Annotated in this window: 22 protein-coding genes; 12 read left to right on the forward strand and 10 right to left on the reverse strand. The window is 49.5% G+C overall.

What is annotated here, in order from left to right; all coding sequences use genetic code 11:
* Nucleotides 1–4: 4 nt before the first annotated feature.
* The 3 genes from mreD to rodA are packed head-to-tail and all read left to right on the forward strand — an operon-like array spanning nucleotide 5 to nucleotide 3,802.
* The gene (gene mreD / locus BMY63_RS09165) at nucleotides 5–505 is read left to right on the forward strand and encodes a rod shape-determining protein MreD (protein WP_091916129.1); all 501 of its coding nucleotides are present in this window, start codon (nucleotides 5–7) and stop codon (nucleotides 503–505) included.
* On the forward strand, nucleotides 502–2,352 hold the full coding sequence (gene mrdA / locus BMY63_RS09170; protein ID WP_091900806.1) for a penicillin-binding protein 2: 1,851 nt from the start codon (nucleotides 502–504) through the stop codon (nucleotides 2,350–2,352). Before mreD ends, mrdA begins: the two co-directional genes overlap by 4 nt.
* Nucleotides 2,333–3,802, forward strand: coding sequence for a rod shape-determining protein RodA (gene rodA / locus BMY63_RS09175; RefSeq protein WP_091916141.1), 1,470 nt, complete (start codon nucleotides 2,333–2,335; stop codon nucleotides 3,800–3,802). Before mrdA ends, rodA begins: the two co-directional genes overlap by 20 nt.
* An 11-nt stretch (nucleotides 3,803–3,813) precedes the next feature.
* On the opposite strand, the gene BMY63_RS09180 is transcribed toward rodA, so the two are convergent.
* From BMY63_RS09180 to BMY63_RS09195, 4 genes are read right to left on the reverse strand one after another with little or no spacing between them, the layout of a single operon-like run.
* Entirely contained in the window at nucleotides 3,814–4,284 is a 471-nt protein-coding gene (locus BMY63_RS09180) for a gliding motility lipoprotein GldH (protein WP_091916143.1), read from the reverse strand.
* Complete coding sequence (locus tag BMY63_RS09185; RefSeq protein ID WP_091916145.1) at nucleotides 4,271–5,458, reverse strand: PSP1 domain-containing protein; 1,188 nt, start codon at nucleotides 5,456–5,458, stop codon at nucleotides 4,271–4,273. Before BMY63_RS09185 ends, BMY63_RS09180 begins: the two co-directional genes overlap by 14 nt.
* Before the next feature lie 22 nt (nucleotides 5,459–5,480).
* Complete coding sequence (locus tag BMY63_RS09190; RefSeq protein ID WP_091916147.1) at nucleotides 5,481–6,614, reverse strand: DNA polymerase III subunit; 1,134 nt, start codon at nucleotides 6,612–6,614, stop codon at nucleotides 5,481–5,483.
* Nucleotides 6,615–6,619: 5 nt separating this feature from the next.
* Nucleotides 6,620–7,582 carry a methylenetetrahydrofolate reductase gene (locus tag BMY63_RS09195; RefSeq protein WP_091916149.1) on the reverse strand — a complete coding sequence of 321 codons (963 nt, stop codon included), beginning with the start codon at nucleotides 7,580–7,582 and terminating at the stop codon, nucleotides 6,620–6,622.
* Between the two features lie 287 nt (nucleotides 7,583–7,869).
* Here BMY63_RS09195 and BMY63_RS09200 point away from each other — a divergent pair, with 287 nt between their 5' ends.
* Complete coding sequence (locus BMY63_RS09200) at nucleotides 7,870–8,829, forward strand: bile acid:sodium symporter (protein ID WP_091916151.1); 960 nt, start codon at nucleotides 7,870–7,872, stop codon at nucleotides 8,827–8,829.
* 60 nt (nucleotides 8,830–8,889) lie between these two features.
* Here BMY63_RS09200 and BMY63_RS09205 read toward each other — a convergent pair whose 3' ends face one another.
* Nucleotides 8,890–10,392 carry a sensor histidine kinase gene (locus BMY63_RS09205; protein WP_091916153.1) on the reverse strand — a complete coding sequence of 501 codons (1,503 nt, stop codon included), beginning with the start codon at nucleotides 10,390–10,392 and terminating at the stop codon, nucleotides 8,890–8,892.
* 8 nt (nucleotides 10,393–10,400) lie between these two features.
* Nucleotides 10,401–12,404 carry an alpha-L-arabinofuranosidase C-terminal domain-containing protein gene (locus tag BMY63_RS09210; RefSeq protein WP_091916155.1) on the reverse strand — a complete coding sequence of 668 codons (2,004 nt, stop codon included), beginning with the start codon at nucleotides 12,402–12,404 and terminating at the stop codon, nucleotides 10,401–10,403.
* A 176-nt stretch (nucleotides 12,405–12,580) separates the two neighbouring features.
* Between BMY63_RS09210 and xylE the strand changes: the two genes are divergently transcribed.
* Together xylE and BMY63_RS09220 are read left to right on the forward strand one after the other, a co-directional pair.
* Nucleotides 12,581–14,053, forward strand: a complete 1,473-nt coding sequence (xylE, locus tag BMY63_RS09215) for a D-xylose transporter XylE (protein WP_177178418.1) — start codon at nucleotides 12,581–12,583, stop codon at nucleotides 14,051–14,053.
* Between the two features lie 15 nt (nucleotides 14,054–14,068).
* On the forward strand, nucleotides 14,069–14,425 hold the full coding sequence (locus BMY63_RS09220; protein WP_091900787.1) for a response regulator: 357 nt from the start codon (nucleotides 14,069–14,071) through the stop codon (nucleotides 14,423–14,425).
* A 14-nt stretch (nucleotides 14,426–14,439) separates the two neighbouring features.
* Here the strand turns inward: BMY63_RS09220 and BMY63_RS09225 are convergent, their stop codons facing one another.
* Nucleotides 14,440–16,209 (reverse strand): DNA polymerase III subunit gamma/tau, encoded by a 1,770-nt coding sequence (locus BMY63_RS09225; RefSeq protein WP_091916157.1) that lies wholly within the window; start codon nucleotides 16,207–16,209, stop codon nucleotides 14,440–14,442.
* Between the two features lie 218 nt (nucleotides 16,210–16,427).
* Here BMY63_RS09225 and BMY63_RS09230 point away from each other — a divergent pair, with 218 nt between their 5' ends.
* The gene (locus BMY63_RS09230; RefSeq protein WP_091901133.1) at nucleotides 16,428–17,225 is read left to right on the forward strand and encodes a M15 family metallopeptidase; all 798 of its coding nucleotides are present in this window, start codon (nucleotides 16,428–16,430) and stop codon (nucleotides 17,223–17,225) included.
* A gap of 207 nt (nucleotides 17,226–17,432) precedes the next feature.
* On the opposite strand, the gene BMY63_RS09235 is transcribed toward BMY63_RS09230, so the two are convergent.
* Together BMY63_RS09235 and BMY63_RS09240 are read right to left on the reverse strand one after the other, a co-directional pair.
* Complete coding sequence (locus tag BMY63_RS09235; RefSeq protein WP_091900783.1) at nucleotides 17,433–18,482, reverse strand: hypothetical protein; 1,050 nt, start codon at nucleotides 18,480–18,482, stop codon at nucleotides 17,433–17,435.
* Nucleotides 18,475–19,767 (reverse strand): serpin family protein, encoded by a 1,293-nt coding sequence (locus tag BMY63_RS09240; protein WP_177178419.1) that lies wholly within the window; start codon nucleotides 19,765–19,767, stop codon nucleotides 18,475–18,477. Before BMY63_RS09240 ends, BMY63_RS09235 begins: the two co-directional genes overlap by 8 nt.
* A gap of 148 nt (nucleotides 19,768–19,915) precedes the next feature.
* Here BMY63_RS09240 and BMY63_RS09245 point away from each other — a divergent pair, with 148 nt between their 5' ends.
* From BMY63_RS09245 to BMY63_RS09265, 5 genes are all read left to right on the forward strand, one after another.
* Complete coding sequence (locus BMY63_RS09245; RefSeq protein ID WP_091916161.1) at nucleotides 19,916–20,275, forward strand: FtsB family cell division protein; 360 nt, start codon at nucleotides 19,916–19,918, stop codon at nucleotides 20,273–20,275.
* Nucleotides 20,259–20,660 carry a hypothetical protein gene (locus BMY63_RS09250; protein ID WP_091916250.1) on the forward strand — a complete coding sequence of 134 codons (402 nt, stop codon included), beginning with the start codon at nucleotides 20,259–20,261 and terminating at the stop codon, nucleotides 20,658–20,660. The genes BMY63_RS09245 and BMY63_RS09250 overlap by 17 nt, the downstream gene beginning before the upstream one ends.
* An 86-nt stretch (nucleotides 20,661–20,746) precedes the next feature.
* Complete coding sequence (locus BMY63_RS09255) at nucleotides 20,747–21,541, forward strand: DUF4369 domain-containing protein (protein WP_091916163.1); 795 nt, start codon at nucleotides 20,747–20,749, stop codon at nucleotides 21,539–21,541.
* A complete protein-coding gene (locus BMY63_RS09260) occupies nucleotides 21,538–22,911 on the forward strand; it encodes a dihydroorotase (RefSeq protein WP_091916165.1) in 1,374 nt (457 codons plus the stop codon). Before BMY63_RS09255 ends, BMY63_RS09260 begins: the two co-directional genes overlap by 4 nt.
* A complete protein-coding gene (locus BMY63_RS09265; RefSeq protein WP_091916167.1) occupies nucleotides 22,908–23,705 on the forward strand; it encodes a vitamin B12 dependent-methionine synthase activation domain-containing protein in 798 nt (265 codons plus the stop codon). The genes BMY63_RS09260 and BMY63_RS09265 overlap by 4 nt, the downstream gene beginning before the upstream one ends.
* Here BMY63_RS09265 and BMY63_RS09270 read toward each other — a convergent pair.
* On the reverse strand, nucleotides 23,702–24,865 hold the full coding sequence (locus tag BMY63_RS09270; protein WP_091916169.1) for a metallophosphoesterase: 1,164 nt from the start codon (nucleotides 24,863–24,865) through the stop codon (nucleotides 23,702–23,704). The genes BMY63_RS09265 and BMY63_RS09270 overlap by 4 nt on opposite strands.
* Nucleotides 24,866–24,869 lie beyond the last annotated feature (4 nt).

Genomic DNA, 24,869 nt, shown 5'->3' on the forward strand with positions numbered 1-24,869 from the left:
TAGCATGGCCATAGAATTACTTAACCGGTTGATCATGTTTGTGGCGTTGTGGCTGGCTCAGGTGCTGATACTGAACCGTATTCATCTGTTTGATGTGGCAACACCGTTGCTCTATGTGTTCTTTGTCATTACCTTTCGGCGCAGTTCTCCGAAATGGCAGATCTTGCTATGGTGTTTTGCCCTCGGACTGCTCATCGACGTGTTCTCTAACACACCGGGACTGGCTGCGGGCTCGATGACACTGATGGCTGTTGTCCAGCCATACTTGTTGGAACTGTTTGTCCCGAGGGATTCTGCGGATAACCTGGCCTCGTCGGCAGCAACCTTAGGTGTGGGCAAGTTTTTTATTCTCTGTACTGTCATGGTATCGCTTTATTGTCTTGTGTTCTATGCCTTGGAGACATTCAACTTCTTCAATTGGGCACATTGGCTTATGCGTGCCGCCGGCAGTGCCATCCTGACGTTAGTATTGATTGTAGCTATTGAAAGTGTTCGCTCGAAGTGAAGGATTACGGTCTTGGGTATAGGCGTTATGTGATTGGCGGGGTGGCTGTACTGATTGTGGTCATCTATATCATCCGTCTGTTCACACTCCAGATTACGAGCGACGATTATAAGAAGAGTGCCGACTCCAATGCCTTCCTGAAGAAGATCGAGTATCCTTCACGCGGTAATATCACTGACCGCCATGGGAAACTGCTGGTGTATAACCAACCATCCTATGACATTATGGTGGTGATGAACGAGGCAAAGGACAGGATTGATACGACGGAGTTCTGTCATGCGTTGGGCATTACAAAGGAAGAGTTCGATCGTCGGATGACCATCATGAAGGATCGTAACCGTAATCCTGGTTACTCGCGTTTCACTCAGCAGTTGTTTATCAGTCAGCTTAGCGACAAGGACTTTAGTGTCTTTCAGGAGAAGATGTTCCGCTTTCCTGGTTTCTATGTGCAGAAGCGTAGCGTGCGACAGTACCAGTATCCCATGGCGGCTCATGTGCTGGGCGACGTGGCTGAGGCCTCTCCTGCGGATATCGAGGAGGACGACTACTACCAGCCTGGTGACTATATCGGGAAGTCGGGCGTGGAGCGTAGGTATGAAAAGGAACTGCGTGGTGAGAAGGGCATCCAGATTCTGCTCCGTGATGCGCATGGCCGTGTCCAAGGAAGATATAAGAACGGAGAACTCGATCATCGTGCCGTACCAGGAAAGAACCTGACGCTTAGTATCGATGCCAGTCTGCAGGAGTTGGGAGAGCGCCTGATGGAGGGCAAGATCGGCAGTATCGTGGCCATCGAACCGTCTACTGGTGAGGTGCTTTGTATGGTCTCGTCGCCGTCGTATGATCCTCGCATGATGGTAGGTCGCCAGCGCAGTAAGAATCATCGTCAACTCAGTCAGAATGTGTGGAAACCACTTCTGAACCGTAGTGTGATGGGACAGTATCCTCCTGGTTCTACTTTCAAGACGACACAAGGACTGACATTTATGTCGGAGGGTATCATCACTCAGTCGACGATGTATCCTTGTTCCCATGGCTTTAACTTCAAGGGACTGCATGTCGGTTGTCACGGTCATGCTGCTCCTCTGCCTCTTGTGCCGGCTCTGAGTACCTCTTGTAACGGTTTCTTCTGCTGGGGACTCTATCACATGATTGGCAATAAGGCGAAATACGGGTCGGTGCAGAATGCCATGAACACATGGCGTGACTATATGGTGAGCATGGGATTCGGCTATAAGCTTGGCATAGACCTGCCTAGTGAGAAGCGTGGTATGATTCCTAATGCCATGTTCTACGATAAGGCATATAAGGGTTCATGGAACGGACTGACGATTATCAGTATCGCCATCGGTCAGGGTGAGGTGACGGCAACTCCCTTGCAGATCGCCAATCTTGGTGCTACCATTGCCAATCGTGGATATTACTATGTACCTCACGTTGTGCGGAAGGTACAGGGGGAACCTCTTGATACGACCTACACGCGTCGTCATGTCACCAAGGCTGATCGTAAAGCCTACGACTATGTGGTACAGGGTATGCGGTCGTCGGTGCTTGGCGGTACATGTCACGAACTGGGTAAGTATGATTTTGTGGCATGTGGTAAGACCGGAACGGCTCAGAACCGTGGGCATGACCACTCTGTCTTTATGGGTTTTGCTCCGATGGATCAGCCGAAGATTGCCGTGGCGGTCTATGTGGAGAATGGCGGCTGGGGTGCTACCTATGGAGTACCTATCGGTGGCTTGATCATGGAACAATATCTTAAAGGTAAGCTCTCGGAGGCCTCGCAGGCAAAGGCGAAGTCTATCCAGGAGCGCAGAATAGCATATGGTACAACGGACAGATAAGCAGAAAGGGGTGTTACGCTCTCTTGACTGGTGGACAATCATTATCTATATAGCCCTGCTCACCTTCGGATGGGTCAGTGTCTGTGGTGCGAGCTATACCTATGGTGATGCAGACATCTTTAGTCTTGACACCCGTTCTGGCATGCAGATTGTATGGATCGGTACGTCGATCGTACTGGGATTTGTGCTGCTGATGCTTGATGATCGTTATTATGATATGTTTGCCTTCATCATCTTCGGGGTCATGCTACTACTCCTCTTTGCCACAATCTTCAACCCTCATTCTATCAAGGGCTCCCGATCGTGGCTGGTGCTTGGACCTCTCCGTCTGCAGCCGGCGGAGTTCGCCAAGTTTGCCACAGCGTTGGCGTTGGCGAAGTTGATGAGTACCTATGGCTATAATATCCAGAACTGGCGGCATTTTGCTGCTACGCTGGCTGTGATATTGGTGCCGATGCTTTTTATCGTGCTGCAGCGTGAGACGGGTTCGGCTCTTGTCTATCTGGCATTCTTCTTGATGTTCTATCGTGAGGGGATGCCTGGGAGTGTGTTGTTCACAGGATTGGCGATGGTGATCTATTTCGTGGTTGGTATCCGATATGCTGATACGATGTTGTGGCAGACACCTACTTCAGTTGGAAAATTCGTCGTTCTTCTCTTGATCCAGTTATTCTCTGCCGCCATGGTATGGATATACTGTAAGGAAAACCGCAATGCGATCCGACTCTTCTCCATATGTTTAGGGGTGACCGTTGTGGGACTCCTCTTCTCTATATATGTGATACCTTTTGATGTCACATATATTGAGTTGGTGGTTTGTGTGCTGTTGATTGGTTATCTGCTTTGGTTGGCGCTGGCTACCCGCATCAGGAACTATGCCTGGATCGCTTTGTTTGCCCTCGGTTCTATGGTGTTCTTCAATCTGGCCGATTATATGCTGAACGAGGTCATGGAGCCGCATCAGCGTGTACGTATCAACGTGCTGCTGGGTCTGGAGGAAGACTTGAAAGGAGCTGGCTACAATGTGCATCAGAGTGAGATAGCCATCGGCTCTGGTGGACTAGAGGGAAAAGGGTTCTTGAATGGAACGCAGACGAAACTAAAGTTCGTGCCGGAGCAGGATACAGACTTTATCTTTTGTACGGTAGGTGAGGAGGAAGGTTTCGTTGGGTCTGCAGGGGTCTTATTGCTCTTCCTGGCTCTGATCCTACGACTGATTCATCTGTCAGAGCGACAGAACCATCGCTTTGGACGTGTCTATGGCTATTGTGTGTTGAGCATCTTCCTCTTCCATGTCTTTATCAATGTGGGCATGGTGCTGGGCTTGACACCGGTAATTGGCATTCCACTGCCATTCTTTAGTTATGGCGGTTCCTCCCTATGGGGATTCACGTTGTTGCTCTTTATCTTCCTACGTATTGATGCGGGCAGGAATCTGATACGAACATAATACCTTCTCTGCTATTTCCTTGTCAGACTGATGCCGATATCGGCGATGCCTGGCATGATCTCACGTTTCATGTTATGCATCACACAGATATGGAGCGAGTCACCTTTATTGAGTTGTAAGTCGTTGACGGGGAAGTTGTATTGGAAATAGCTGACACCGTTTCCCTTGATGGTCCCATTCTTGTCTATCAGGTTACAGTTGACGACATGTCTTGTGGTATATCCTAAAGGAAAAACCGTTTCCTCGACAACAAGACAGAGGCTCATGAACGGATAGGAGTTGTCGATACGAAGTCCGATCTCTTCGTGATAGGTGCCCGGTTCTTCCAGAGGACTGATGCTAAAGTGAAGTGTGTCGTTCTTCTCCCAGCCGCTGATGGGGGTATGCTCATAGTGGCTGTAGACTGTCCTGCGGTTGCAGGCAATCGTGCACAAGGCAACCGCAAGGACTAGAAAGACCGTCCGGTATCTATGAGTTGTCATGACGCTGCCCGTGCTCTCTTCTGTCGTCTCTTCTTCTGTTATTGCCGTTGTTACCATTATTAGGACGGCCGTTGCCAGACTTCTTCTTTTTCTTTTTCTTGGCCTTGTCAAATCTACTGATGTCGCCGCCGGCAAGATCAATATGATGTTTTGCTTCCGCTGGTTTTCCACCATCTTCCTGTAGGGAGAGTGGCTTCTCGCCTCTGCGGTTCATCTCGATAATCTGTTTGGCACGCTGGGCAGAAATCGTTTCCAGGTTTGCAGCAATGTTCTTATCGGTGGAGTAGGTGACCAGCCCTGCGAGAATGTCGCTCTTGAATAGGTGGTAGTCGGCATCCTGTGTCTGGAGGATCACTTCTTTGCTGGGAAGTCGCTTGCCTGCCTCAACGTAATCATCGACCTCATAATTCAGACAGCATTTCAGTTTGGCGCACATTCCCGCCAGTTTCTGTGGATTCAAGGAGATATCCTGAAAACGAGCTGCGTTTGTGCTTACTGAGATGAAGTTCTTCATCCATGTGGCACAACAGAGCTCACGTCCACAGGGACCTGTACCTCCGATACGACCAGCTTCCTGTCGGGCACCGATCTGCTTCATCTCAATTCGTACGTGGAAGGCGGCAGCCAGGTCTTTGATGAGCTGACGGAAGTCAACTCGTTCGTCTGCGATATAGTAGAAGATGGCTTTATTGCCATCGCCTTGATATTCCACGTCGCCAATTTTCATGTCGAGCCCCAGACCTTTGGCAATCTGACGACTCTCAATCATGGTCGCATGCTCACGCGCCTTGGCCTCGTGGTATTTCTCCATGTCAGCAGGCCGAGCCAAGCGGTAGATTCGCTTGATGTCGTCGGCCGACTTGAGATTGGCCTTCTTCAACTGTAGCTTCACAAGTCGTCCGGTCAGGGTCACCACACCGATATCATGTCCGGGACTGGCTTCCACGGCTACGATGTCGCCTTTCTTCAGTTCCAGGTTGTTAACATTATGATAGTATCCCTTGCGGGTGTGCTTGAATTGTACTTCCACCAGATCGGTGGTATCGGCATTGCCTGGTACATCAGCCAACCAGTCGTAGGTGTTCAACTGGCGGTCTTGGCGGCCAACTGCCGCGTGGCACAGTCCTCGGTCACATCCGACCTTGACGGGCAATTCCTTTGTCTTTTCTGTCATATATATCGATATAATTATATTATCACTTTTGTACGAGCAGGACGATCATCTGTAGTGCGAAGTCGAAAAACACAATCTTCGCATTGGCATTCTGTCCGATGTCACGGATAGCGAGATTGGCCAGATCGCTGATGGGCAGGATATTCTTCTCGTTGATAAAACGTGCAAAGTTCTTCGCAAACTCCTCCTCCCGCTGGGTCATGTAACACAGTTCCTCGTTCTGGAAGTTATACATGAAATTCTCCCTTGTCATGCGAAGGAAGAAACTGAGCCATCGTTTCTGTTTCTCACGCCCCATACCTGCCATTTGCTCACTCCATTTGCGTAGGTCTTTGATCTTACGCAGGTATGCCAGTCGCATCAGCATGATAAACATGTCAAGGAACAGTTCGTTCTCAGCCCCTGCCTGCAGCGCTTCCAGTGCTTTTAGCCAGTCACCGTTAGCCAACCGACTGATGCGGAGGGCAGCCTCTTCGCCAATGCCTCTTTGCGTGATGAGTGCCTGACGGATATCTTCATTGTCGGTCCTGCGGATGTCAATGCGCTGAACGCGACTACGGATTGTCTCTAGGAGCTTGTCTGGTTCCTCGCAGACCATAATGAATACGGTTTGCTGTGGTGGCTCTTCAATGAGTTTCAACAGTTTGTTGGCACATTCGATGTTCATGCGTTCTGGTAACCAGATGACGCTCACCTTATAGCCTCCTTGACTGGATTTCAGACTCAGTTTGCGCACCAGATCATCGCTTTCGCCGGCGGTGATGATGGCCTGCTGGTTCTCACCACCCATAGCCTGCATCCATGCATCCATAGTGAAATAGGGACTTTCCATGATCAGCTCATGCCACTCTTTTGCGAAGTCATCGCTCACGGGTTTGTGTTCGGTGCTCATCGAGGACAGTTTGATGGTGGGGTATGTGAAGTGCAGATCAGGGTGCTCCAATTTTGCCAGCATCGCCTTGGTGCTGTCAGAGACCTGTTGCCCGTTGATCGTCGGTTGTTCCAGCAGATAACAGGCAAAGGCCGTTGCCAATGCCAGTTTTCCGCTTCCTTGTGGACCGCAGAGCATCATGGCATGTGGCAGATGGCCTTCTTCAACCATCTGTATTAGTCGCTTCTGCGCCTCTTTCTGACCGATCACCTCACAGAATTTCATCAGGCTTATCGCTTGTTTAGTTCCTTGACAACCTCGCATACACTGTCTACTGCCGAGACGGTATAGAAATGTATGTTATGGATGCCGTGGTCATATAGTTCTCTGCATTGTGCCGTGGTCCATTCAATGCCCAACTGTTTGGCATCCTCGTCAGTCTTACACTTCACAATCTCCTTGGCCAGCGGCTCGGGGATATCACAGTGGAAAGTCTTTGGCACAACTGTTAGCTGACTGAGTTTGGCAAAGGGCTTAATACCGGGGATAATGGGAATGGTGATGCCCATAGCTCTGGCTTTCTCCACAAAGGCGAAGAACTTGTCGTTATCGTAAAACAACTGGGTTACTGCGTATTGCGCCCCCAGATCCTGTTTTTCTTTCAGATATTGCATGTCCATCTCCAGATTGGGCGCTTCTTCATGCTTCTCAGGATAGCAGGCAACGCCATAATCGAAGGGCTTCCCAGGATTCTTGATTGGTGTGCCGTCTGCGAAGAAACCCTCGTTGAAGCGCACGACCTGTTGTATGAGGTCTGTCGTATGGGCATGGCCACCGGGGGTAACCATAAAACGACTGTCTTCCTTTGCCTTGTCGCCTCTTAACAACAGCAGATCACTGATGCCGAGGAATTGCAGGTCGAGCAACTCGTATTCGATATCCTCGATGGTGGCACCGCTACAGATCACATGTGGTTGTACAGGAATCCCGTATTTCTGTTGTATGGCAGCAGCAATGGCCACTGTCCCTGGTCGACGGCGAACGCGATGGCGCTCGAACTGTCCGTTAGCCAGTTCTTTGTAAACAAACTCAGAGTGGTGTGTAGTGATATTGATGTAAGCAGGGTCAAACTCCCTGAGCTTATCAATGTCGGTAAACAACTTCTCCGTGCCTGTCCCTTTCAGGGGTGGAAGCACTTCAAAAGAAAAACGCCGACTGTCTATATCTTGGTGGATAAATCCTGTTACGCTCATTTGTGGAAATGTATATTTGTGTGCAAAGTTACGAAAAAACGAGAGAAATGCAAAAGAAAAACTTGTTTTCTTTTCATTTCCGAGTGCATGTAACTTCGCCATCTCTGATGGCAAGGTTGCTAAAAGTCGAGCGCAAAACAAAGAAACTTGTTTCTTTTTTTGCCGAGACGTAGTAACTTCGCGGTCGAAGACCGCAGAGTTACGAAAAAAAAGGAAGGTAAAACAAAGAAAAAGCTGTTGTTTCTGAATGTAAGTTCTTTAATTTTCGTACTTTTGCAATCGGTTTTATGAGTATAATACGATTTATTAAGAACTGGACCCTGCCTGTGGCGATAGCCGTCGGCTCGTTGGTCTATCTTATCTTTTACTGGGTTCCTCAACTCGATACCGTGGGTAACATCATGGGACCAGTCATTGATGCCGTCTTTCCCATGGCGGTCTTCCTGACCTTGTTTTCTACTTTCTGCCGGGTGGATTTCCATCAGATGAAGCCCCATCGTTGGCATGTCGGTGTGTTAGTGGCCCAAATGCTGCTTGTTGCCATAAATTGTTGGATCGTATTCCTTGTCGATGCCGTTCCGGAACAGAAAATCCTATGGGAGAGTGTGCTTACCTGTATCATTGGTCCGACGGCTTCCGCATCACCGGTTGTGACGGGCAAATTAGGAGGCAATATCAATACGATGACGGCGTTTGTCGTTATCTCCTCACTGACTTCCGCTGTTATGATTCCTGCAGTGTTCCCGTTGTTAGAACATACGGCTCATGTTGACTTCTGGAGCGCTTTTGCTATTATTCTTGAGAAAGTGGCAATCGTGCTTGTTCTACCGCTTATCCTTGGTTGGCTGGTGCAGCATTACGCCAAACGGCTTTGTCAGTGGATTGTCTCGATACCAGATCTCTCCTTTTATCTATGGTCGGTCTCATTATGTATCACGTCGGGCGTCACGGTTCGTAATATCGTTCATAGTCAGGCCACCCTGACACTGCTTGTGATGATTGCCGTGCTCAGCTTGATACTCTGTTTCGTACAGTTCCTGGTAGGACGTGGTATCGGGCGACATCTTGGTGAGGAAATCAATAGTGGACAGGCTCTCTTCCAGAAGAATACGGCCTTGAGTATATGGGTGGCCTATATGTATCTGAACCCTGTTGCTTCGGTCGGTGCCGGGTGCTACGTGTTATGGCAGAACATTATCAACTCTCTGGAACTATGGGAGTATAGGAGAAAGAATCTGGATAAATAAAGACTCGCCAATCAGTCATCTGCTGATTGGCGAGTATCATATCAATATCTGTCTGAGATCTTAGGTGTGCAGGTTCAGCACGAAACGGGTTCCTTTGGTGAACTCAGGATCGATATCAAGGTCTCCATTCATGTTGATAGCCATCTGCTTACAGATCGGTAGCCCAAGACCGTCGCCGGTCGTCAGGTCTCTGATCTCACGGAAAGGCTTGAATATCTCTTCTCGTTTCTCTTCTGGTATGCCTTGTCCTGTGTCCGACACAAGGAACTGGTGTACATGTGCGCCACGCTTCTTGTAGTCCAGCCATATCTTTCCGCCCTCTGGCGTATATTCGGCGGCATTGTTCAGAAGATGCAACAGGATGTGGGATACGTAATCTTGATTGATCATGGCACTCATGCTTGGCGCGTTCACTGTCAGGGTGACTCCACTCTTAACCTTGTCGCGCACTTTGTCGGCCAGACTCTCACAGAACGGTTGAACCTGGGTTTCTTCCAACTCCACCTCTCCGGCTGTATTCTCCAACTCCGATAGTGTCTGGATATGTTTGGAGAAGTCCATCAGTGCCTTTACTTCTGGAGCTCGACTGTCGAGTTTCTGGAGGGTCGGGTCCAACTGGGCGGAGATGTTACTGATAAACTTAGCCTTCAGTGCGTTGTTCTCGTTTGCCTGACGGATCGTTTTCTTCTGCTTGCGGGTCAGGGCAATGAAACGGAGGAGTACGACAGCACCTATCGCCAATGCGGCAGCCAGTGCGGCAGCCAGAATGCAGAGTCCGATGATAATCAGTTGACGTGAGGTCAGCGAACTGTCTTTCTCTGAGATAGCGGCTTCGTTGTCGGCAATCTGTTTCTTCAGAGCCCCGATCTCGTCGGCATGCTTCAGGGCGTTGGCAGAGTCTTTCCAAGCGAGATAACTGCTATATGACTGTGCCACGAGATTGGCGTTGCCGGCTTTGCGCCCGTTGGCGATAAGTGTCTGGTAAACCTGATCAACCTTGTCGTACTCTTTCGAGGCGGTCAACTTGTCGGCCATCTCCTTAAAGACGGCATTACCCTGCGCATTCTGTCCGAAGGTGTAATAGTAGATCGCTTTATTATAGAGCAGGTCGTTCTTGACGCTCTCATCTCCTGTCGCATTGGCCAGGGTTTCCATGGCGTTAATCTGGTCGAGTGCGTTGGCGCTACGTCTCATCCTGATATACATCTCCAGACGCTCCTTGACGGTCAGATATTTCAGTGCTGCCTTCTTAGAACCATCCTGTTCTTTTGACTGGATGGCTTGTTCGATACGCTGCAGCAAGTCGAAGGCTTCCTTGTAATAGTTCTCTTTGTAGTACAGGGCTGTCGCCTTTGTACCACACTCTACACCTTGTCTGATCTGTCCCTTGCCGGCATAATCTTCGAAGGCACGGATGAAATGAAAACGGGCACTGGCGATATCGCCTTTCTCATTGTCGGCCTCAGCGCGTTGCTGTAGGGCACTCTTCTGCGCTTCCTGTGCATGGGCAACGGCACAGCAGAACAGCAGACTCAGAAGTAAAGAAAAAAACTTAGTATTCATAGTGTAAGCTATTTAATCTTGTAAACACGGAAGGACATCTGTTGCAGTTGGTCGTTGAGTATGGTGTTCTTTTTGCCGGCCTCACACAGAATGGTGCCTTCTTGGGGGGTGATCAACTCGGGATTGTCAAGCGTATTCTCGTCGTCCATACCATCGTGGCATAAGGTGATGGTTCTCGCGGTATGCTCACCCTTGAGCCCCAGAAGATTCAATGCGACAGACTGTGTCTGCTTGGAGGTGTTGATGACTTTTACGATGATCTCACCGGTGTTCTTATCGAACACACTGCTGGCGAAAAGACCGTCTTGTCCCTCCTGACCGGCCACAAACTGCTTGTCCATGGTCGTCGTCAACACATGGGTACCTTTGTTCGTCGCATACATCTGCTGCACGTAGTAGCTGCACGACTTGAACATACGGGTGTTATCGTACCAGATGAGATCGGGACGCCACTGCCAACCCTCAACATGTGCGAAGAGTGGGGCATAGGCTGTCATATAGACCACGTCGGCATTGCGCTCCAGATCGGTCATGAAACCAGCCTCAAGGATAGAGGCCTCATAGTGATTCCATTTCTTGCCTTTTCCATGACAGGCATATTCTCCGGCAAAGACCTTCGGCCCCTTGCGGTCGTAGTTCTCGTAGCGCAGACCACCGCAATTGTCGCCGTATCTGGCTTTGCCAGCTGCATTACCAAGGAACCAGTCTTCGTTACGGTAGAAATGCTCGTCGACGAGGTCGGCCTTCTGTTTCCTCATAGCCTCCCATCCTTTCTCGAACATCTTTCCTTCGGAGTCGGGACCGCTGGTACCGATAATCTTGATATGGGGATATTTGGCACGGATAGCCGCCACAAAGGGCTCCAGACGCTTGAAGTACATATCGTCCCATTGCTCATTACCCACACCGATGTATTTCATGTTGAATGGTTCCGGGTGCCCCATCTCTGCACGCTTCTTTCCCCATTCAGAATCGACAGGACCGTTGGCGAACTCAATCAGGTCGAGACAGTCTTGGATGTATGGCTGCAACTGATCCAAGGGAACATGGGCACTCTCATCGTTCCAGTTCTGGAACTGACAGGCCATACCCACATTGAGCACGGGCAACGGTTCTGCTCCGATATCTTCTGAAAGCTGGAAGAACTCGAAAAAGCCCAGTCCGTAGCTTTGGAAATAGTCAGGAAAGAAACGATAAGGGAAACTATACTCCCAACGGTTCTCGTTCAGAGGACGGTTCTCCACCGGACCGATGGTGTTCTTCCACTGGTAGCGTGTGGCGAGATCAACACCCTCTACAATACAACCACCGGGGAAGCGCAGCAACCCGGGCTTCTCGTCGGCAAGAGCTTGGGCAAGGTCACGGCGCATGCCGTTCTTGCGGTTCTTGAAGGTGTTGACAGGGAAGAGTGATATATGCTCTAGGTCTACCGTGTTCTTTCCGTCAAGGAAGATGCGCAGTTGTGCCTTCTGGATGGTACGGGGCGACTTCAGTACGAGCTCATATTGCTTCCACTCGTTACCCTTGATGGTCAGTCTTGCTTCTGCAAACTCCTGATGCTCCTCCATCGTGGCACGATCGATGAACTGTACGATGATCCGTGCACTGTCTTGTGGCGTCTTGGCCCAGACGGAGAAACGGTAGTCTTCTCCCTCGTGCAGACCGATGCCGAAGAATCCGTTGTTGCTGATGCCTGAACGGCGATCACCATGACGGGGATCACGCAGTTCAATGTAGTGTGGACAGCGCTCGAATGGGCCGTCATCTTTTACCTCGAAGGTACCGAAGGCCTCCCAGCCCATCAGCCTGTCGGGGAATTCAAAAGAACGGTTCTTGACGAGTTCGCCATACAGACCTCCGTCGGCGGCGTAGTTGATGTCTTCAAAAAAGAGTCCGTACATGGTCGGCTGTATGGGTGCTCCAAGTTTTTTAGTGTTGACGTCTATGACATGTGTCTGTGCTGCTGCGGTCAGACTGATGGCAAGCAGTGAGATTGTTGTTAATTTCCTCATATCGTTTTTGATTAGTTGCTAGTGGCTACAAAATTACGTAAAAAACCTGATGTGCGAAAATTTTATCAAAAAAATAAGGTTAAAAGGCGATTTATTTTGGTGATTTCATCAAAAAGGCTTATTTTTGCAAACAATTGAAAGAAGAGGGGGAGAAGATAAACTTAAAACAAATAGATATGATTAATCAAAAAACAGAACAAGGTAGCAAGGCCTACCTTATTTCAATTGTGATGGTCGCCGTGTTGGGCGGTCTGTTGTTCGGATATGATACGGCGGTGATCTCTGGCGCCGAGAAGGGACTTCAGGCTTTCTTCATGGAATCAAAGGATTTCACCTATACAGACGGATGGCACGGCTTCACATCGGCTTCGGCACTCATCGGATGTATCATCGGTTCTGCCCTCTCTGGCTTCCTGGCTACTAACCTGGGACGTAAGAAGTCACTGATCGTCGCAGGCCTGTTATTCTTCATTTCTGCTTTGGGAAGCATGGAACCTGAGTTCTTGTTTTTCAAACATGGAGTGCCCACCTACTCACTGCTTATTACCTTTAATATATATAGAGTGATCGGAGGTATCGGTGTCGGTCTGGCTTCTGCCATCTGCCCGATGTATATCGGTGAGGTTGCCCCTTCGAATATACGTGGTATGCTTGTCAGCTGGAACCAGTTCGCTATCATCTTCGGTCAGCTGGTCGTTTACTTCGTGAACTTCTTCATCCTTGGCGATCATATCCAGCCGTTGGTAGAGGAGATGGGAAAAGGTATTGCATCCATCAATCCCGCCGCTCAGTGGACGGTGACGACAGGCTGGCGCTATATGTTCGGTTCCGAGGCTGTTCCCGCCGGACTCTTCGCCCTGCTCATCTGCTTCGTGCCTGAGACGCCGCGTTACCTCGTGAGCATCGGTCAGGATCAGAAGGCTGAGGGGATCTTGGCAAAGATCAATGGGTCGGCTAAGGCTGTCCAGATCCTGCAGGACATCAAGGATACGATGGTCGTGAAGACCGAGAAGCTGATGACCTATGGTGCCATGTGTATCTTCATCGGTATCATGCTCAGCGTGTTCCAGCAGGCTGTCGGCATTAATGCTGTGCTCTATTATGCTCCGCGTATCTTCGGCGATATGGGTATGGAGAACCCGATGGTTATCACCGTGTTCATGGGTGTTATCAACATCCTGTTTACGCTTGTCGCCATCTTCACCGTTGAGAAGCTGGGTCGTAAGCCGCTGCTCATCTGTGGCTCGTTAGGTATGGCTCTTGGTGCTTTCGGTGTTGCGGTGACATTTGGTCACGCAGGACTGGAGTTGGTGACTGCCGCCTCACTGCTTATCTACTCGGCATCGTTTATGTTCTCATGGGGCCCCATCACCTGGGTGCTTATCGCAGAGATCTTCCCCAATACCATTCGTGGCGCTGCGGTGGCCATTGCCGTCGCTTTCCAGTGGATCTTCAATTTCATCGTCAGCTCGACGTTCGTTCCGATGTTCAATATGCATCTGACGGCAGGTGATGACTTCGGCCACTGGTTCACCTATGGTTTGTATGGCATTATCTGTGTGATCGCCGCCCTGTTCGTATGGCGTCTTGTTCCTGAGACAAAGGGAAAGACCTTGGAGGATATGAGCAAGTTGTGGAAGAAAAACTAATCAAAGCAAAACCATATGAAGAGAATATTAGTAGCAGAAGACAATGACAGCAACTTCATCCTGATGTCGTACATCTTGAAGAAGGACTATCAGTATGAAAGGGCCAAGAATGGTCAGGAGGCTGTTGACATGATCGAGGCAGGTGGTTTCGATATCGTGCTGATGGATGTGAAGATGCCTTTGATGGACGGTCTGGAGGCCACGAAGATCATCAAGGAGAAGCATCCTGATCTCCCGATCATCGCCTTGACGGCTAATGCTTTCGATAGCGACCGTCAGTTGGCCTTGTCAGCAGGGTGTGATGATTTCCTCTCAAAGCCTGTCAGCGGAGAGGTCTGTCTGAAGACTATTAAGAAGTATCTGAAGGAATAAGGAACGGGCCTCTGTCAGGCCAGTTCCAATCCGAATGCCTGCCGTAGTTTCTCTACGGCAGGATTTTCTTTGCTCATCAGCTCGAACTGCTCACGACGGGTGAGCACCTTTACATGCTCAGGACGCTCGGCAACGAGGATGGTCAGGGTGATCTGACTGTTATGCAGATTATCCGCCAGTGTTCTGACAATCCTATTCTTGAATTGCTCCATCTCGTCCTTGATGAGATCATTGTCAACGGTGACGGTTACCTGAGACGTGTCGGAGACGACAGGTGTCATGTTCTTCATGCGTGTGGCAATGCTGCTGTATTTCTGAGGCATGCGATTGCACATAGACATCCATTGCAGTTCCAGGTCTTCCTGAGAGAAGACGGCATCTGTCTCTTGCTTGATGGTCGTGTTAACGGTTCCAGGGATGATATTCATCTTCGTCGGCTTACCTTGCTGACGAAGGTTTCTCCATGAATAACCGAGCCCTTTCAGGGAGATGCCTGGCTTTACGGGGTTAGAGGCATTCTTGGGTTGCTCGGACTTTTCCGAGACTTGGGAGACAACAGTCTGGGGAGACACGACAGGCTCAGCCGCAGCCACCTGCGGAGCTGCTGCCTTGGACTGAGACTGTCGTATCAGGTTCTTAAACAGGGTTTTTAATCTTCTGGGGCGGCGCCCCGCACTGGCACCGTCGTCATCCGACTGTGTGATCTGGGCGATCTCTATGAGTGTCAGTTCCACCAGCAACCGCTTGTTAGACGACTGGCGGTAGTTGATGTCGCACTGGTTCATCAGTCGGAGTGCCTGGTAGAGGAACGGTGTCTCGCATCGTTTGGCCTGCTCCTGATAGCGCTGGCGCTGCTGGTCGCTGACCTCCAGTAATGAGAGCGTCTGTGGATCCTTGGCCATCAGCACATTACGCACGTGCTTGGCGAGGCCTTGGATGAGCAGACCACCGTCAAAGCCTTTGTTGATCACACTGTTGAGCAGTATCATGATGTCGCCGACCTTGTTCTCGATGCTCAGGTCTATGATCTTGAAATAGTTCTCCGAGTCGAGCACGTTCAGGTCTTCGATCACCTTATCATAGGTAATGTTACCCTGACAGAAAGAGGCGGCCTGGTCGAAGATCGACAGGGCGTCGCGCATACCACCGTCGGCCTTCTCTGCAATGACGGCCAGGGCCTGTTCCTCGTAGGTGATACCTTCTTTCTCGGCAACATGCTTCAGGTGGTCGACCGTGTTCCTGATGGTCATCCGCTCAAAGTCGTATATCTGACAACGACTGAGGATGGTTGGCAGAATCTTATGCTTCTCGGTCGTCGCAAGGATGAAGATGACGTGTGCGGGCGGCTCTTCAAGGGTTTTCAGAAAAGCGTTGAAGGCTGCTGTGGAGAGCATATGTACCTCGTCAATGATGAACACCTTGTAACGGCCCAGTTGCGGTGGGATCCGGGTCTGTTCCATGAGCGTCTTGATGTGCTCCACGGAGTTGTTACTGGCAGCGTCGAGCTCAAAGATGTTCAGTGAGCGTTGCTCGTTGAACGACTGACAGCTCTCACATTCATTACATGCCTCTCCCTCAGCTGTCGGGTTCTGGCAGTTGATGGCCTTGGCGAAGATACGGGCGCAGGTGGTCTTACCCACGCCTCGTGGTCCGCAGAACAGATAGGCGTGTGCCAACTTCCCGCTCTTGATGGCATTCTTGAGCGTCGTTGTCAGGGCGGCTTGCCCGACAACCGCGTCGAAGGTCATCGGGCGGTATTTCCTGGCAGAAACGATATATTCCATGAATTGCAGATTTAATTTCCCTGCAAAGTTACATAAAAACGAGCGCAGAACAAAATAAGTTCACTTATTTTTTTATGCCGAGTGCATGTAACTTCGCGACTTTTGTCGCAAAGTTGCATAAAAATGAGCGCAGAACAAAATAAGTTCACTTATTTCTTATGCCTTTTCTCTCATTTTTATTTGTATCTTTGCACACAAAAGCATGCGAGAATATGGAGATGAATAAGACAAAGCGATGGATGATCGCCGCCATCCTGACAATCTGCGGCATGACGATGGTGTCCTGCTTTTCGGACACGAAGAAAAGTACGACGGTCAGCGCGACTGACGATGCCAGTCAGTTTGTGACAATTACGGATGTGGTACCCGATGCCATTCTGGAGATACGTTATTTTGGAACGTACAACTTTGTGGGTACCCGTATCGATGGCTATGACGAACCGATAGCACTGCTCACCAAGCAGGCTGCTGACAGTCTGAAGGCTGTGAGTGATGACGTTATGAAACTAGGGTATCGACTGAAGATCTACGATGCCTACCGCCCGCAGAAGGGTGTAGACCACTTCGTGCGCTGGGCCGAGGACATCGCCGACACACTGATGAAGCCCTACTTCTATCCCGACCTCGACAAGAGCGTACTCTTTCCTCAAGACTACATCTGTCTGAAGAGTGGTCATACCCGTGGCTCTACCCTCGACCTGACGCTCTTCGACATGAATACGGAGAAAGAAATCGATATGGGCGGCACCTTCGACTGGTTCGGTCCTGAGAGTCATCCCGACTTCTGCGGCAATCCTGAGACGGGCGAATACACAGGCGACAATTCGAAGAGTCCTGCCAATCCGAAACGCAGCATCACAGAGCAGCAGTTCAGAAACCGCATGATCCTACGTCAAGCCATGCTCCGTCACGGCTTCAAGCCTTTCGACACCGAGTGGTGGCACTTTACCCTGAAGGACGAGCCTTTCCCCGATACCTATTTCACTTTCCCCATCAAACCCCATCCGTCACTATGATGTTTGGGGCTGAATCATGCGTGTTATGCCGTCGTGGTGCTTTTTATTCCTCGGCATCCGGCCCCGAATACAGTTTCCTCCGAGCAAAGTCCTGCTTTATTTTATTCAAACCTCCATTTTCCTTCGGGCATGGGGTGGGGGTGATAAAATGTGGTCAAAATGGTCATTTTGACCACTTTGCCTTTTCCTTTTTTATTTTAAATATTTCTAATCCTTTGTGATGTTATATTTCTGTATCAATGGTTTGAATAATGGAAGAGGATTGTCTTTATATGCCATAAGAAAATCCAATCTAATGCCGTAGAATACTTGTTTATCTTGTTTGGCTTTTGACAAAGTCTTGTCTATAAAATTGTAGCTCCACTTATCATTATAGGCCATTAAAGCTCCCAAAGCGCTACGATAGCAACCATATGTATCAGCTTTATTAAGTATATACTGACATTTTTTTCGTACTTGTTGCTTGTATGATTCCGACGGCCATGCTGTAACAGCATCTAATGCAGTGCGGATAGTATCACGATTAGAGATATTAATCTTTTTGTCTATTTGGGAAATCAATCGGATAATCTCTTGTTTTATATCTTCTCTATGATATCTTGCCAAAGCTATCAATGCATATTGATCCTGCTCGTGTAATTGTAGCAGGCGTTTCTCAAATTCTGGCTTTGCAGGTAGCTTGTGGTAAAGATGAGACATGTAACCAAATTTTGGAGAATGATTTGAAAACAGTAGTGCACTATCAATGCGCATAGAATCTGCCAGAGATACTTTATAATGATTTCTTTCATATTGTATCATACCGATTCTTACATTAGATACAATATCCTCTTGTCCGCAATTGCCGTCTGTCGTTGTCACATTAGTAGTGTCATCTATCTCAGAAATGGCCAAGTTAACTGCCTCATGTGGATTCTTCATTAAAAGAGCACGAAAAGCTACCAAGCGTTCGATCTTATCATCATGATTCGCAGCAAGTTCTATTAGCTCCTTAGTAGAAGCATGGGCATATAAGCTGTCGGATTTCTTCCATTGATATGAGATTTCTCCGTGACTATTTTTTATCGTATGAAAAGTTTTTGTTACCTTTATTTGGGGCTTTTTGTTGACTACAAGATCATTTGCTTCATCTGATTTCTTTTTATTCTTACAGCCTTGTAATGAAAGGGCAAATATTCCTATGCCCAGTAACACTGATATAGTAACAAGCCCGATTCTCTTCATATAAGCTCTTATAATGATTGTACTTTTATTCATTTCCCCAGAAGGTGCCCATAAAGCAGTAGTTGCCAAAGGGATCGGCTATGATATAGGCAAAGGGATGGTCGGCATAGAAATAGGCCTCTGTGGGATGCATGAGCGAACTCAAAGTTGCAAATGAAGTAGATGTAATGGCACCAGCTCGCGTTCCGTCTTCGTCCAGAATGACTTTGCTGCTTTGTAAGATTTCTATTACCTTCATCGGACGTGATTGAATGCGGGTCAATTGAGAATCATTACTAAACAGCTTCTTGATGCCCAACGATGCTAGACATTCGTTTGCCTTGAACGTATAGTCAACCTCAAATTTGGGGATTTTTATATAAACGTGATCATACGACTTCAAACAAGACATGGCATATCGGATTTTTCTCCCTTCAAGAGATTGCAGCAATGCAGTAAGTCCGTCTGCCTTGTCAGGAAGAATTATGTAGAGCGCGTAGCCTCCTACATAAGGTATCTTCAGCATGGAATAGTCGTCGAGTTTTGCATAACTGAAAACTTTCTCACATTCCTTCATATTCATCATGTTTACCTTCGGACTGGTTCCACCGTAAAAAGGTTCTTCTTTCGTGCTTCCTTTATCAAACTCCTGAACCCATCTTCCGTTGAAATAGTTCGCTACCAATAAGGTAGCTGAGTCTTTGCCATTCTCTTTGATATTGAAGTCTTTAATCAATCCCTCTGTCTTTTCTGCGCACCATTTTTTTATTTTCTGCTTCATGGCATTATCTATTTTGCCTTTGATGATACCTGCAAAATAGTCATATTCCAAAACCTCTTGAAAGGATTTGCTGATGTCTATGTCCTCCCCTGCTTGGAATAGAGTGGCGGTTCTCATGTACGATGTGGGACCAAGGAATTCGTGCTCTGTCACTTTTGCCTGACCAATCATGAATCTGCGGCAGAGATTATTAATACGCTCCACATCAGTTGGTACAATGTTTAAGGCATGGCATATCTCTTGTTGGGTTTGACCTGATGCACCATTGTTGATGATGTTCAATGAATATAACATGCCAGTAGTCGAGACGAAGACATTCGAATCTTCTCTTTCCTCGCAAATTTTCTTGAAAAGATTGACAGCGAATTCATTGCTGTTACGAACCATTATCTTTTGTTCATCACTCAGTCTGTAGTCCTCTTCTGTCATTGCCGCAATCTTTAACAGATTCTTTTTCGAAGAGCCTTTGCACCCAGCAAACACACAAGCGGAAATATAGAGTATAAACAAAACCTCTATCACCCGATAAGAATACCCAAGTATCGTTCTGATTTTCATTTCTTTTATCAATTGACGTTTCTTGTGCAAAGATATGTATTTTATTTTTAAACTAACAAACATATTAGTATTTATGTAGCAAAAAAAGATAAAACCTTTTTGCATTTCACTCTTTTTTATGTACCTTTGCCATCAAAATAGTAGGAGAATGAAAGTATTGGGTCGTATAAAGACTTTCCTGTTACGTGTCTGGCGGTCGCAGTTCCTGAAATATTCGGTGGTGTGTGTCGCTGGTGTATTGATTGTCGGCTTCCTTGACGAGAACAGTGTCTGGAGTCACATCAAGAATCTCCAGCGTATCGACGAACTGACGGAGGAGACGGAGAGGTACAACGCTGAATTCCAGCGCGATCAGGCGCAGATCCGGGAGTTGGAGACCAATCCTAAGGCGATGGAGAAGATCGCCCGTGAGCGTTATTTCATGAAAGCCGACGACGAGGATATCTTTGTATTGAGCGATGACGATCGTACTCCTGAATCCATTAATGATCATGAGGAAACTGAATAATATACTGAATGCGGTGTTCCTGTTGGGCGCCGTGTTGATGGTGATCGGTGCCGGCACCAGTCTGTTGGCATGGAAGAGTGCACCATACATATATGCGGTGGGAGCTGTCTGCTTTACGTCCATGCAGATGCTGCAGCGCTATGAGGGAAACAATTTCGTGATCCGTCGTCTGCGTCGGATGATGCTTCTCAGTGATTTCCTGTTCCTGCTGACCGCCCTTCTGATGTTCGCCAATTTAACAAATTTTTTCGGTTTGAGTCAGTTTGCATACGTTCAGTATATTTATAACAAATGGGTTATCACGCTTTTGGTTGCAGCCATTCTGCAGTTGTATTCTATGCACAGAATAGACCAAGAGCTGGCTAAAGAGGCAAAAAAACTATAAAAGATTGCGCATTTGTTTTAAAATGCGCAAATTTTTTTTTCTACTTCAATATATCGTTGTACATTTGCGCCACGAAATAAATATTTATGAGCAAGATTCTATATGCATTCGTCGTCATAGTTGCGTTCGCATCCTGTGCTGAGTCCTATTCTATCCAGGGTTCTTCCTCTGTGTCGTCTCTCGATGGCAGTAAGCTTTATCTGAAGACGGTAAAGGATCAGGAACTGAAGAATATGGATTCCTGCGATGTCGTGCATGGCAAGTTCCATTTCTCTGGTATTCTGGATACCGTCAAGTTAGCCAATCTGTATATGGATGACGAACCGCTGATGATGCCGGTTGTCATCGAGAAAGGCGAGATTGAGATCCGTATTGATAATACCAGTCGGGTGGTCAGTGGTACGCCTCTGAACGACAAGCTATATGAGTTTATCCATCGTCACGATCAGTTGGGCAGTGAGATGAACGAGCTTTCCCATAAGCAGAGTCGTATGTTGCTTGATGGCGTCGACGAGGCCGTCATCAACCGTCAGCTCTCTGTCGAGGCAGCCCGCCTGTCACAACAGGAAGACAGTCTGGTCACGAATTTCATCGTAGAGAACTTTGACAATATATTGGGTCCTGGGGTCTTCATGATGATGACCAGCAGCTATGCTTATCCTGTGCTGACCCCACAGATCGAGGATATCATGAGCAAGGCCACGAAGAAATTCAAGGACGACCCATACGTGAAGCAGTACTACCAGACGGCGAACGAGATACAGGCCCGTCAGAATGGGCTGGTAGAGGATGCTGCTACTTCTCAGGCTCCGGCGTCGCAGACGCCCCCGCAGGCTCCCGACTCATTGCAGATGCCGTCTCTCAATCTGCCTCAGAAATGAAGATACTCATACACGGGGGAACCCTCGTCAACGAGGGGAAGATATTCGAAGGCTCCTTGATCATAGAGGATGAGCGGATAGCCCGTGTTGTTCAAGGACATACAATTCCCGAAGCATCGTTCGACGACGTGATCGATGCTTCGGGATGTTTCGTTATGCCCGGTGTGATCGACGATCATGTCCATTTCCGTGAGCCGGGACTCACGGCCAAGGCCGATATCGACACCGAGAGTCGTGCGGCAGCAGCGGGCGGGGTGACCACCTATTTCGATATGCCGAACACGGTTCCGCAGACCACCACGCTGGAGGCTCTGGAGGAAAAGTTCGTGTTGGCGGCAGCGAAGAGTCATGTGAACTATTCGTTCTTCTTTGGTGCGACCAACGATAATGTGGCGCTCTTCGACCGTCTCGACCCGACCCGGATTCCCGGTATCAAACTCTTTATGGGCAGTTCGACGGGGAATATGCTGGTCGACCGTCGGGATGCGTTAGACCGTATTTTCGCGTCGGCAGCGCTTCCAGTCATGACGCATTGCGAGGATACAGAGATGATCAACCGGAATATGGCACTGGCGGTCGAGAAGTATGGCGATGACCCGAAGGTGACCCATCACCCGGAGATCCGTAGTGAGGAGGCCTGCTATGAGAGTACCCGTCTGGCTGTCGAACTGGCCAGGAAGCATCATACCCGTCTTCATGTCGCTCATGTGACGACGGCCAGGGAGCTGTCGCTGTTTGAGCCGTGGACGGTGAACAGCGCCCGATGCCCGCAGATCACCGCCGAGGCCACGGTCTCGCATCTGTATTTCTGCGACAGAGACTATGTCTCTCTTGGAACACGTATCAAGTGTAATCCGGCTGTCAAGACCCAGCGTGACCGTGATGCCTTACGCGACGCGTTGAGCGATGGACGGATCGCCGTCATTGGGACTGACCATGCGCCTCATCTGCTCTCGCAGAAGGAGGGCGGCTGCGTGAAAGCAGCCAGTGGCATGCCCATGATCCAGTTCTCGTTGGTCACCATGTTAGAGCTGGTGGACCAGGGGATACTCAGTCTGGGACGACTTGTAGAACTGATGTGTCATCATCCCGCACGTCTCTTCGATGTGCAGCGCAGGGGGTTCCTGCGTGAAGGCTATCAGGCGGATATCGTACTGGTCCGCCCGAATACCGGTTGGACGGTGACGAAAGAGCATATCCAGAGCAAATGCGGTTGGAGTCCGATGGAAGGTCACATGTATCTGTGGCGTGTAGAACAGACCCTGTGTAATGGACACACCGTTTACCGACAGGGACAGGTGGATACAGACTATGTCGGTCAACCGGTGCTGTTCTCCAGGGAACGAGGCGACAATGGCGTTGACAGATGAGACTGGTTTACGATATCTCAACGTTGACGCCTTATGTCAACTGGCCTTATTTCTTCTTCGCCTGGCAGGTGAAGGATCCCACGGAGAAGGCCCGCTTGCAGCATGAGGCAGAGACCTGTCTCACCGAGTTGGAAGACCGTTATCATGTGTATGCCTTGTTCGAGATATGCGATGCCAATGGCGATGGCGATGATATTGTCATCGGGCGTTCCCGGATCCCTTTGTTGCGCCAACAACGTCCGACGTCTGTCGGACAACCTAATCTCTGTCTGGCTGATTTCCTCCGTCCGCTTTCCTCCGGCGTGAAAGACCGTCTCGGGGTCTTTGCCACGTCCGTGGATATGGGACTGGAGACCGATTTTGATAACGATCCCTATCAGAAGATGATGGTACAGCTCCTGGCCGACCGTCTGGCCGAGGCGGCCGCCGAGCGTATGCATGAGGAGGTGAGAAAGACGTATTGGGGCTATGCCAAGGACGAGTGCCTGACGATTGCGGAGATGCAGATAGAGAGGTTCCAGGGCATCCGTCCGGCTGTCGGTTATCCGTCCTTACCGGATACCAGTCTGAACTTCATGCTCGATGAACTGTTGGATATGAAACAGATCGGGATACGTCTCACAGAGAGTGGGGCCATGAAGCCCCATGCCAGTGTCAGCGGTTTCATGTTCTCTCATCCCCAGGCCCGCTATTTCAATCTGGGAAAGATCGGCGAAGACCAGCTCCGCGACTATGCCTCCCGCCGTGGTCTTCCTGTTGAGGTCGTCCGTCGCTTCCTCGCATCTAACCTCTAACCTTTCTTCAGGGTGATCACGACGATCTCGCCCGTGGCTCCGAAACGGAAGGGGACGAGAGCGCCCAGACCGGCTGTCACAAAGAGCGACTGCCGTCCTTCCTGATACCAGCCGTTGACCTCTTTTCCCGTCAGTGACAACGGACACCATCCGAACAACTTGATCTGTCCGGCGTGGGTATGACCGCTGAGGGTCAGCTGAGCCCGGTGGTCAGGGATGATCTTCCGTCGCCAGGCCGAAGGGTCATGCTCTACCATGACGATGAAGGCACCGTCGGCCACACCGTCCAGTGTCTTGGTGATATCTCCTTTCCGTGGCGACCGCTTCCCGTCGCCGTCGTTCTCCATGCCGGCTATCGTGATCTGGTCGTTGCCTCGTGCGATGGTACGGTTCTCGTTCAGCAGCAGGGTCCACCCCATCTGCTGTTCCAGACTCCTGGTCTCACGGCAGTTGGCCACCTTCGTCACCTCGTCACACGCCAGGTATTCGGCGTAGTCGTGGTTGCCCAGCACCGAGAGGACACCGTCCTTGGCCTTGAGCGAACTCAGGATGTCCAGGTGCTGGTAGACCTCCTGCGGGTGTATGTTCTGCAGGTCGCCGGCGAACACGATCAGGTCGGGGCGCTGGGCGTTGATACTGTCGATGGCCTGTTTGAGTATCCACTGTCTCCCTTTCGCGTAGGTGCCCACATGGGCGTCGGCGAACAGCACCAGTCGGTAACCGTCAAAGGCCTCCGGCAGGTCCGGCGCGACGAACACGGTGCGGTTGACCTCCAGCTTCCCGAAACCGACGAAGCTGCCGTAGATGACCACATACCAGATGAGCGGCACGCAGAGCGCACCGATCAGATTGCCGATGTTGATACGCCGATGCAGCAGCTTACAGAGTCCTAGGCCTGCCATGGAGAACAGCACGAACACCAGCTTCGGGATGGCAATCAGACCTAGCAGCAGGATGTATATATAGACGATGATCGGGTTGTCGGGGATGAAGCTCTTCTCGTAGGTGAGGAACAGCGTATAGGCCACCAGTACGATGGTGGGCAACCAGCGTAGTAGGCGTTGCCACATGGTGTGTCTGCGACGCCAGTAATGATAGTCCAGATAAAGATCCGGAACGATGATCAGCAGCAGAAAGAGATAAGGAGCTCTGGCAATCATGAAC

The organism is Prevotella aff. ruminicola Tc2-24 (assembly GCF_900110895.1).
Taxonomy (GTDB): Bacteria; Bacteroidota; Bacteroidia; order Bacteroidales; family Bacteroidaceae; genus Prevotella.

Excerpts from the sequence above, each read along its gene's own strand:
- mreD (WP_091916129.1), top strand. The coding sequence starts at position 5 with ATGGCCATAGAATTACTTAACCGGTTGATCATGTTTGTGGCGTTGTGG.
- BMY63_RS09235 (WP_091900783.1), bottom strand. The coding sequence starts at position 18,482 with ATGAATAAAAGTACAATCATTATAAGAGCTTATATGAAGAGAATCGGG.
- BMY63_RS09210 (WP_091916155.1), bottom strand. The coding sequence starts at position 12,404 with ATGAGGAAATTAACAACAATCTCACTGCTTGCCATCAGTCTGACCGCA.
- BMY63_RS09260 (WP_091916165.1), top strand. The coding sequence starts at position 21,538 with ATGAAGATACTCATACACGGGGGAACCCTCGTCAACGAGGGGAAGATA.
- BMY63_RS09195 (WP_091916149.1), bottom strand. The coding sequence starts at position 7,582 with ATGAGCGTAACAGGATTTATCCACCAAGATATAGACAGTCGGCGTTTT.
- BMY63_RS09200 (WP_091916151.1), top strand. The coding sequence starts at position 7,870 with ATGAGTATAATACGATTTATTAAGAACTGGACCCTGCCTGTGGCGATA.
- BMY63_RS09270 (WP_091916169.1), bottom strand. The coding sequence starts at position 24,865 with ATGATTGCCAGAGCTCCTTATCTCTTTCTGCTGCTGATCATCGTTCCG.
- BMY63_RS09245 (WP_091916161.1), top strand. The coding sequence starts at position 19,916 with ATGAAAGTATTGGGTCGTATAAAGACTTTCCTGTTACGTGTCTGGCGG.
- BMY63_RS09240 (WP_177178419.1), bottom strand. The coding sequence starts at position 19,767 with ATGAAAATCAGAACGATACTTGGGTATTCTTATCGGGTGATAGAGGTT.
- BMY63_RS09190 (WP_091916147.1), bottom strand. The coding sequence starts at position 6,614 with ATGAAATTCTGTGAGGTGATCGGTCAGAAAGAGGCGCAGAAGCGACTA.
- BMY63_RS09230 (WP_091901133.1), top strand. The coding sequence starts at position 16,428 with ATGAATAAGACAAAGCGATGGATGATCGCCGCCATCCTGACAATCTGC.
- rodA (WP_091916141.1), top strand. The coding sequence starts at position 2,333 with ATGGTACAACGGACAGATAAGCAGAAAGGGGTGTTACGCTCTCTTGAC.
- BMY63_RS09220 (WP_091900787.1), top strand. The coding sequence starts at position 14,069 with ATGAAGAGAATATTAGTAGCAGAAGACAATGACAGCAACTTCATCCTG.
- BMY63_RS09205 (WP_091916153.1), bottom strand. The coding sequence starts at position 10,392 with ATGAATACTAAGTTTTTTTCTTTACTTCTGAGTCTGCTGTTCTGCTGT.
- BMY63_RS09225 (WP_091916157.1), bottom strand. The coding sequence starts at position 16,209 with ATGGAATATATCGTTTCTGCCAGGAAATACCGCCCGATGACCTTCGAC.
- BMY63_RS09255 (WP_091916163.1), top strand. The coding sequence starts at position 20,747 with ATGAGCAAGATTCTATATGCATTCGTCGTCATAGTTGCGTTCGCATCC.
- BMY63_RS09265 (WP_091916167.1), top strand. The coding sequence starts at position 22,908 with ATGAGACTGGTTTACGATATCTCAACGTTGACGCCTTATGTCAACTGG.
- BMY63_RS09185 (WP_091916145.1), bottom strand. The coding sequence starts at position 5,458 with ATGACAGAAAAGACAAAGGAATTGCCCGTCAAGGTCGGATGTGACCGA.
- BMY63_RS09180 (WP_091916143.1), bottom strand. The coding sequence starts at position 4,284 with ATGACAACTCATAGATACCGGACGGTCTTTCTAGTCCTTGCGGTTGCC.
- BMY63_RS09250 (WP_091916250.1), top strand. The coding sequence starts at position 20,259 with ATGAGGAAACTGAATAATATACTGAATGCGGTGTTCCTGTTGGGCGCC.
- xylE (WP_177178418.1), top strand. The coding sequence starts at position 12,581 with ATGATTAATCAAAAAACAGAACAAGGTAGCAAGGCCTACCTTATTTCA.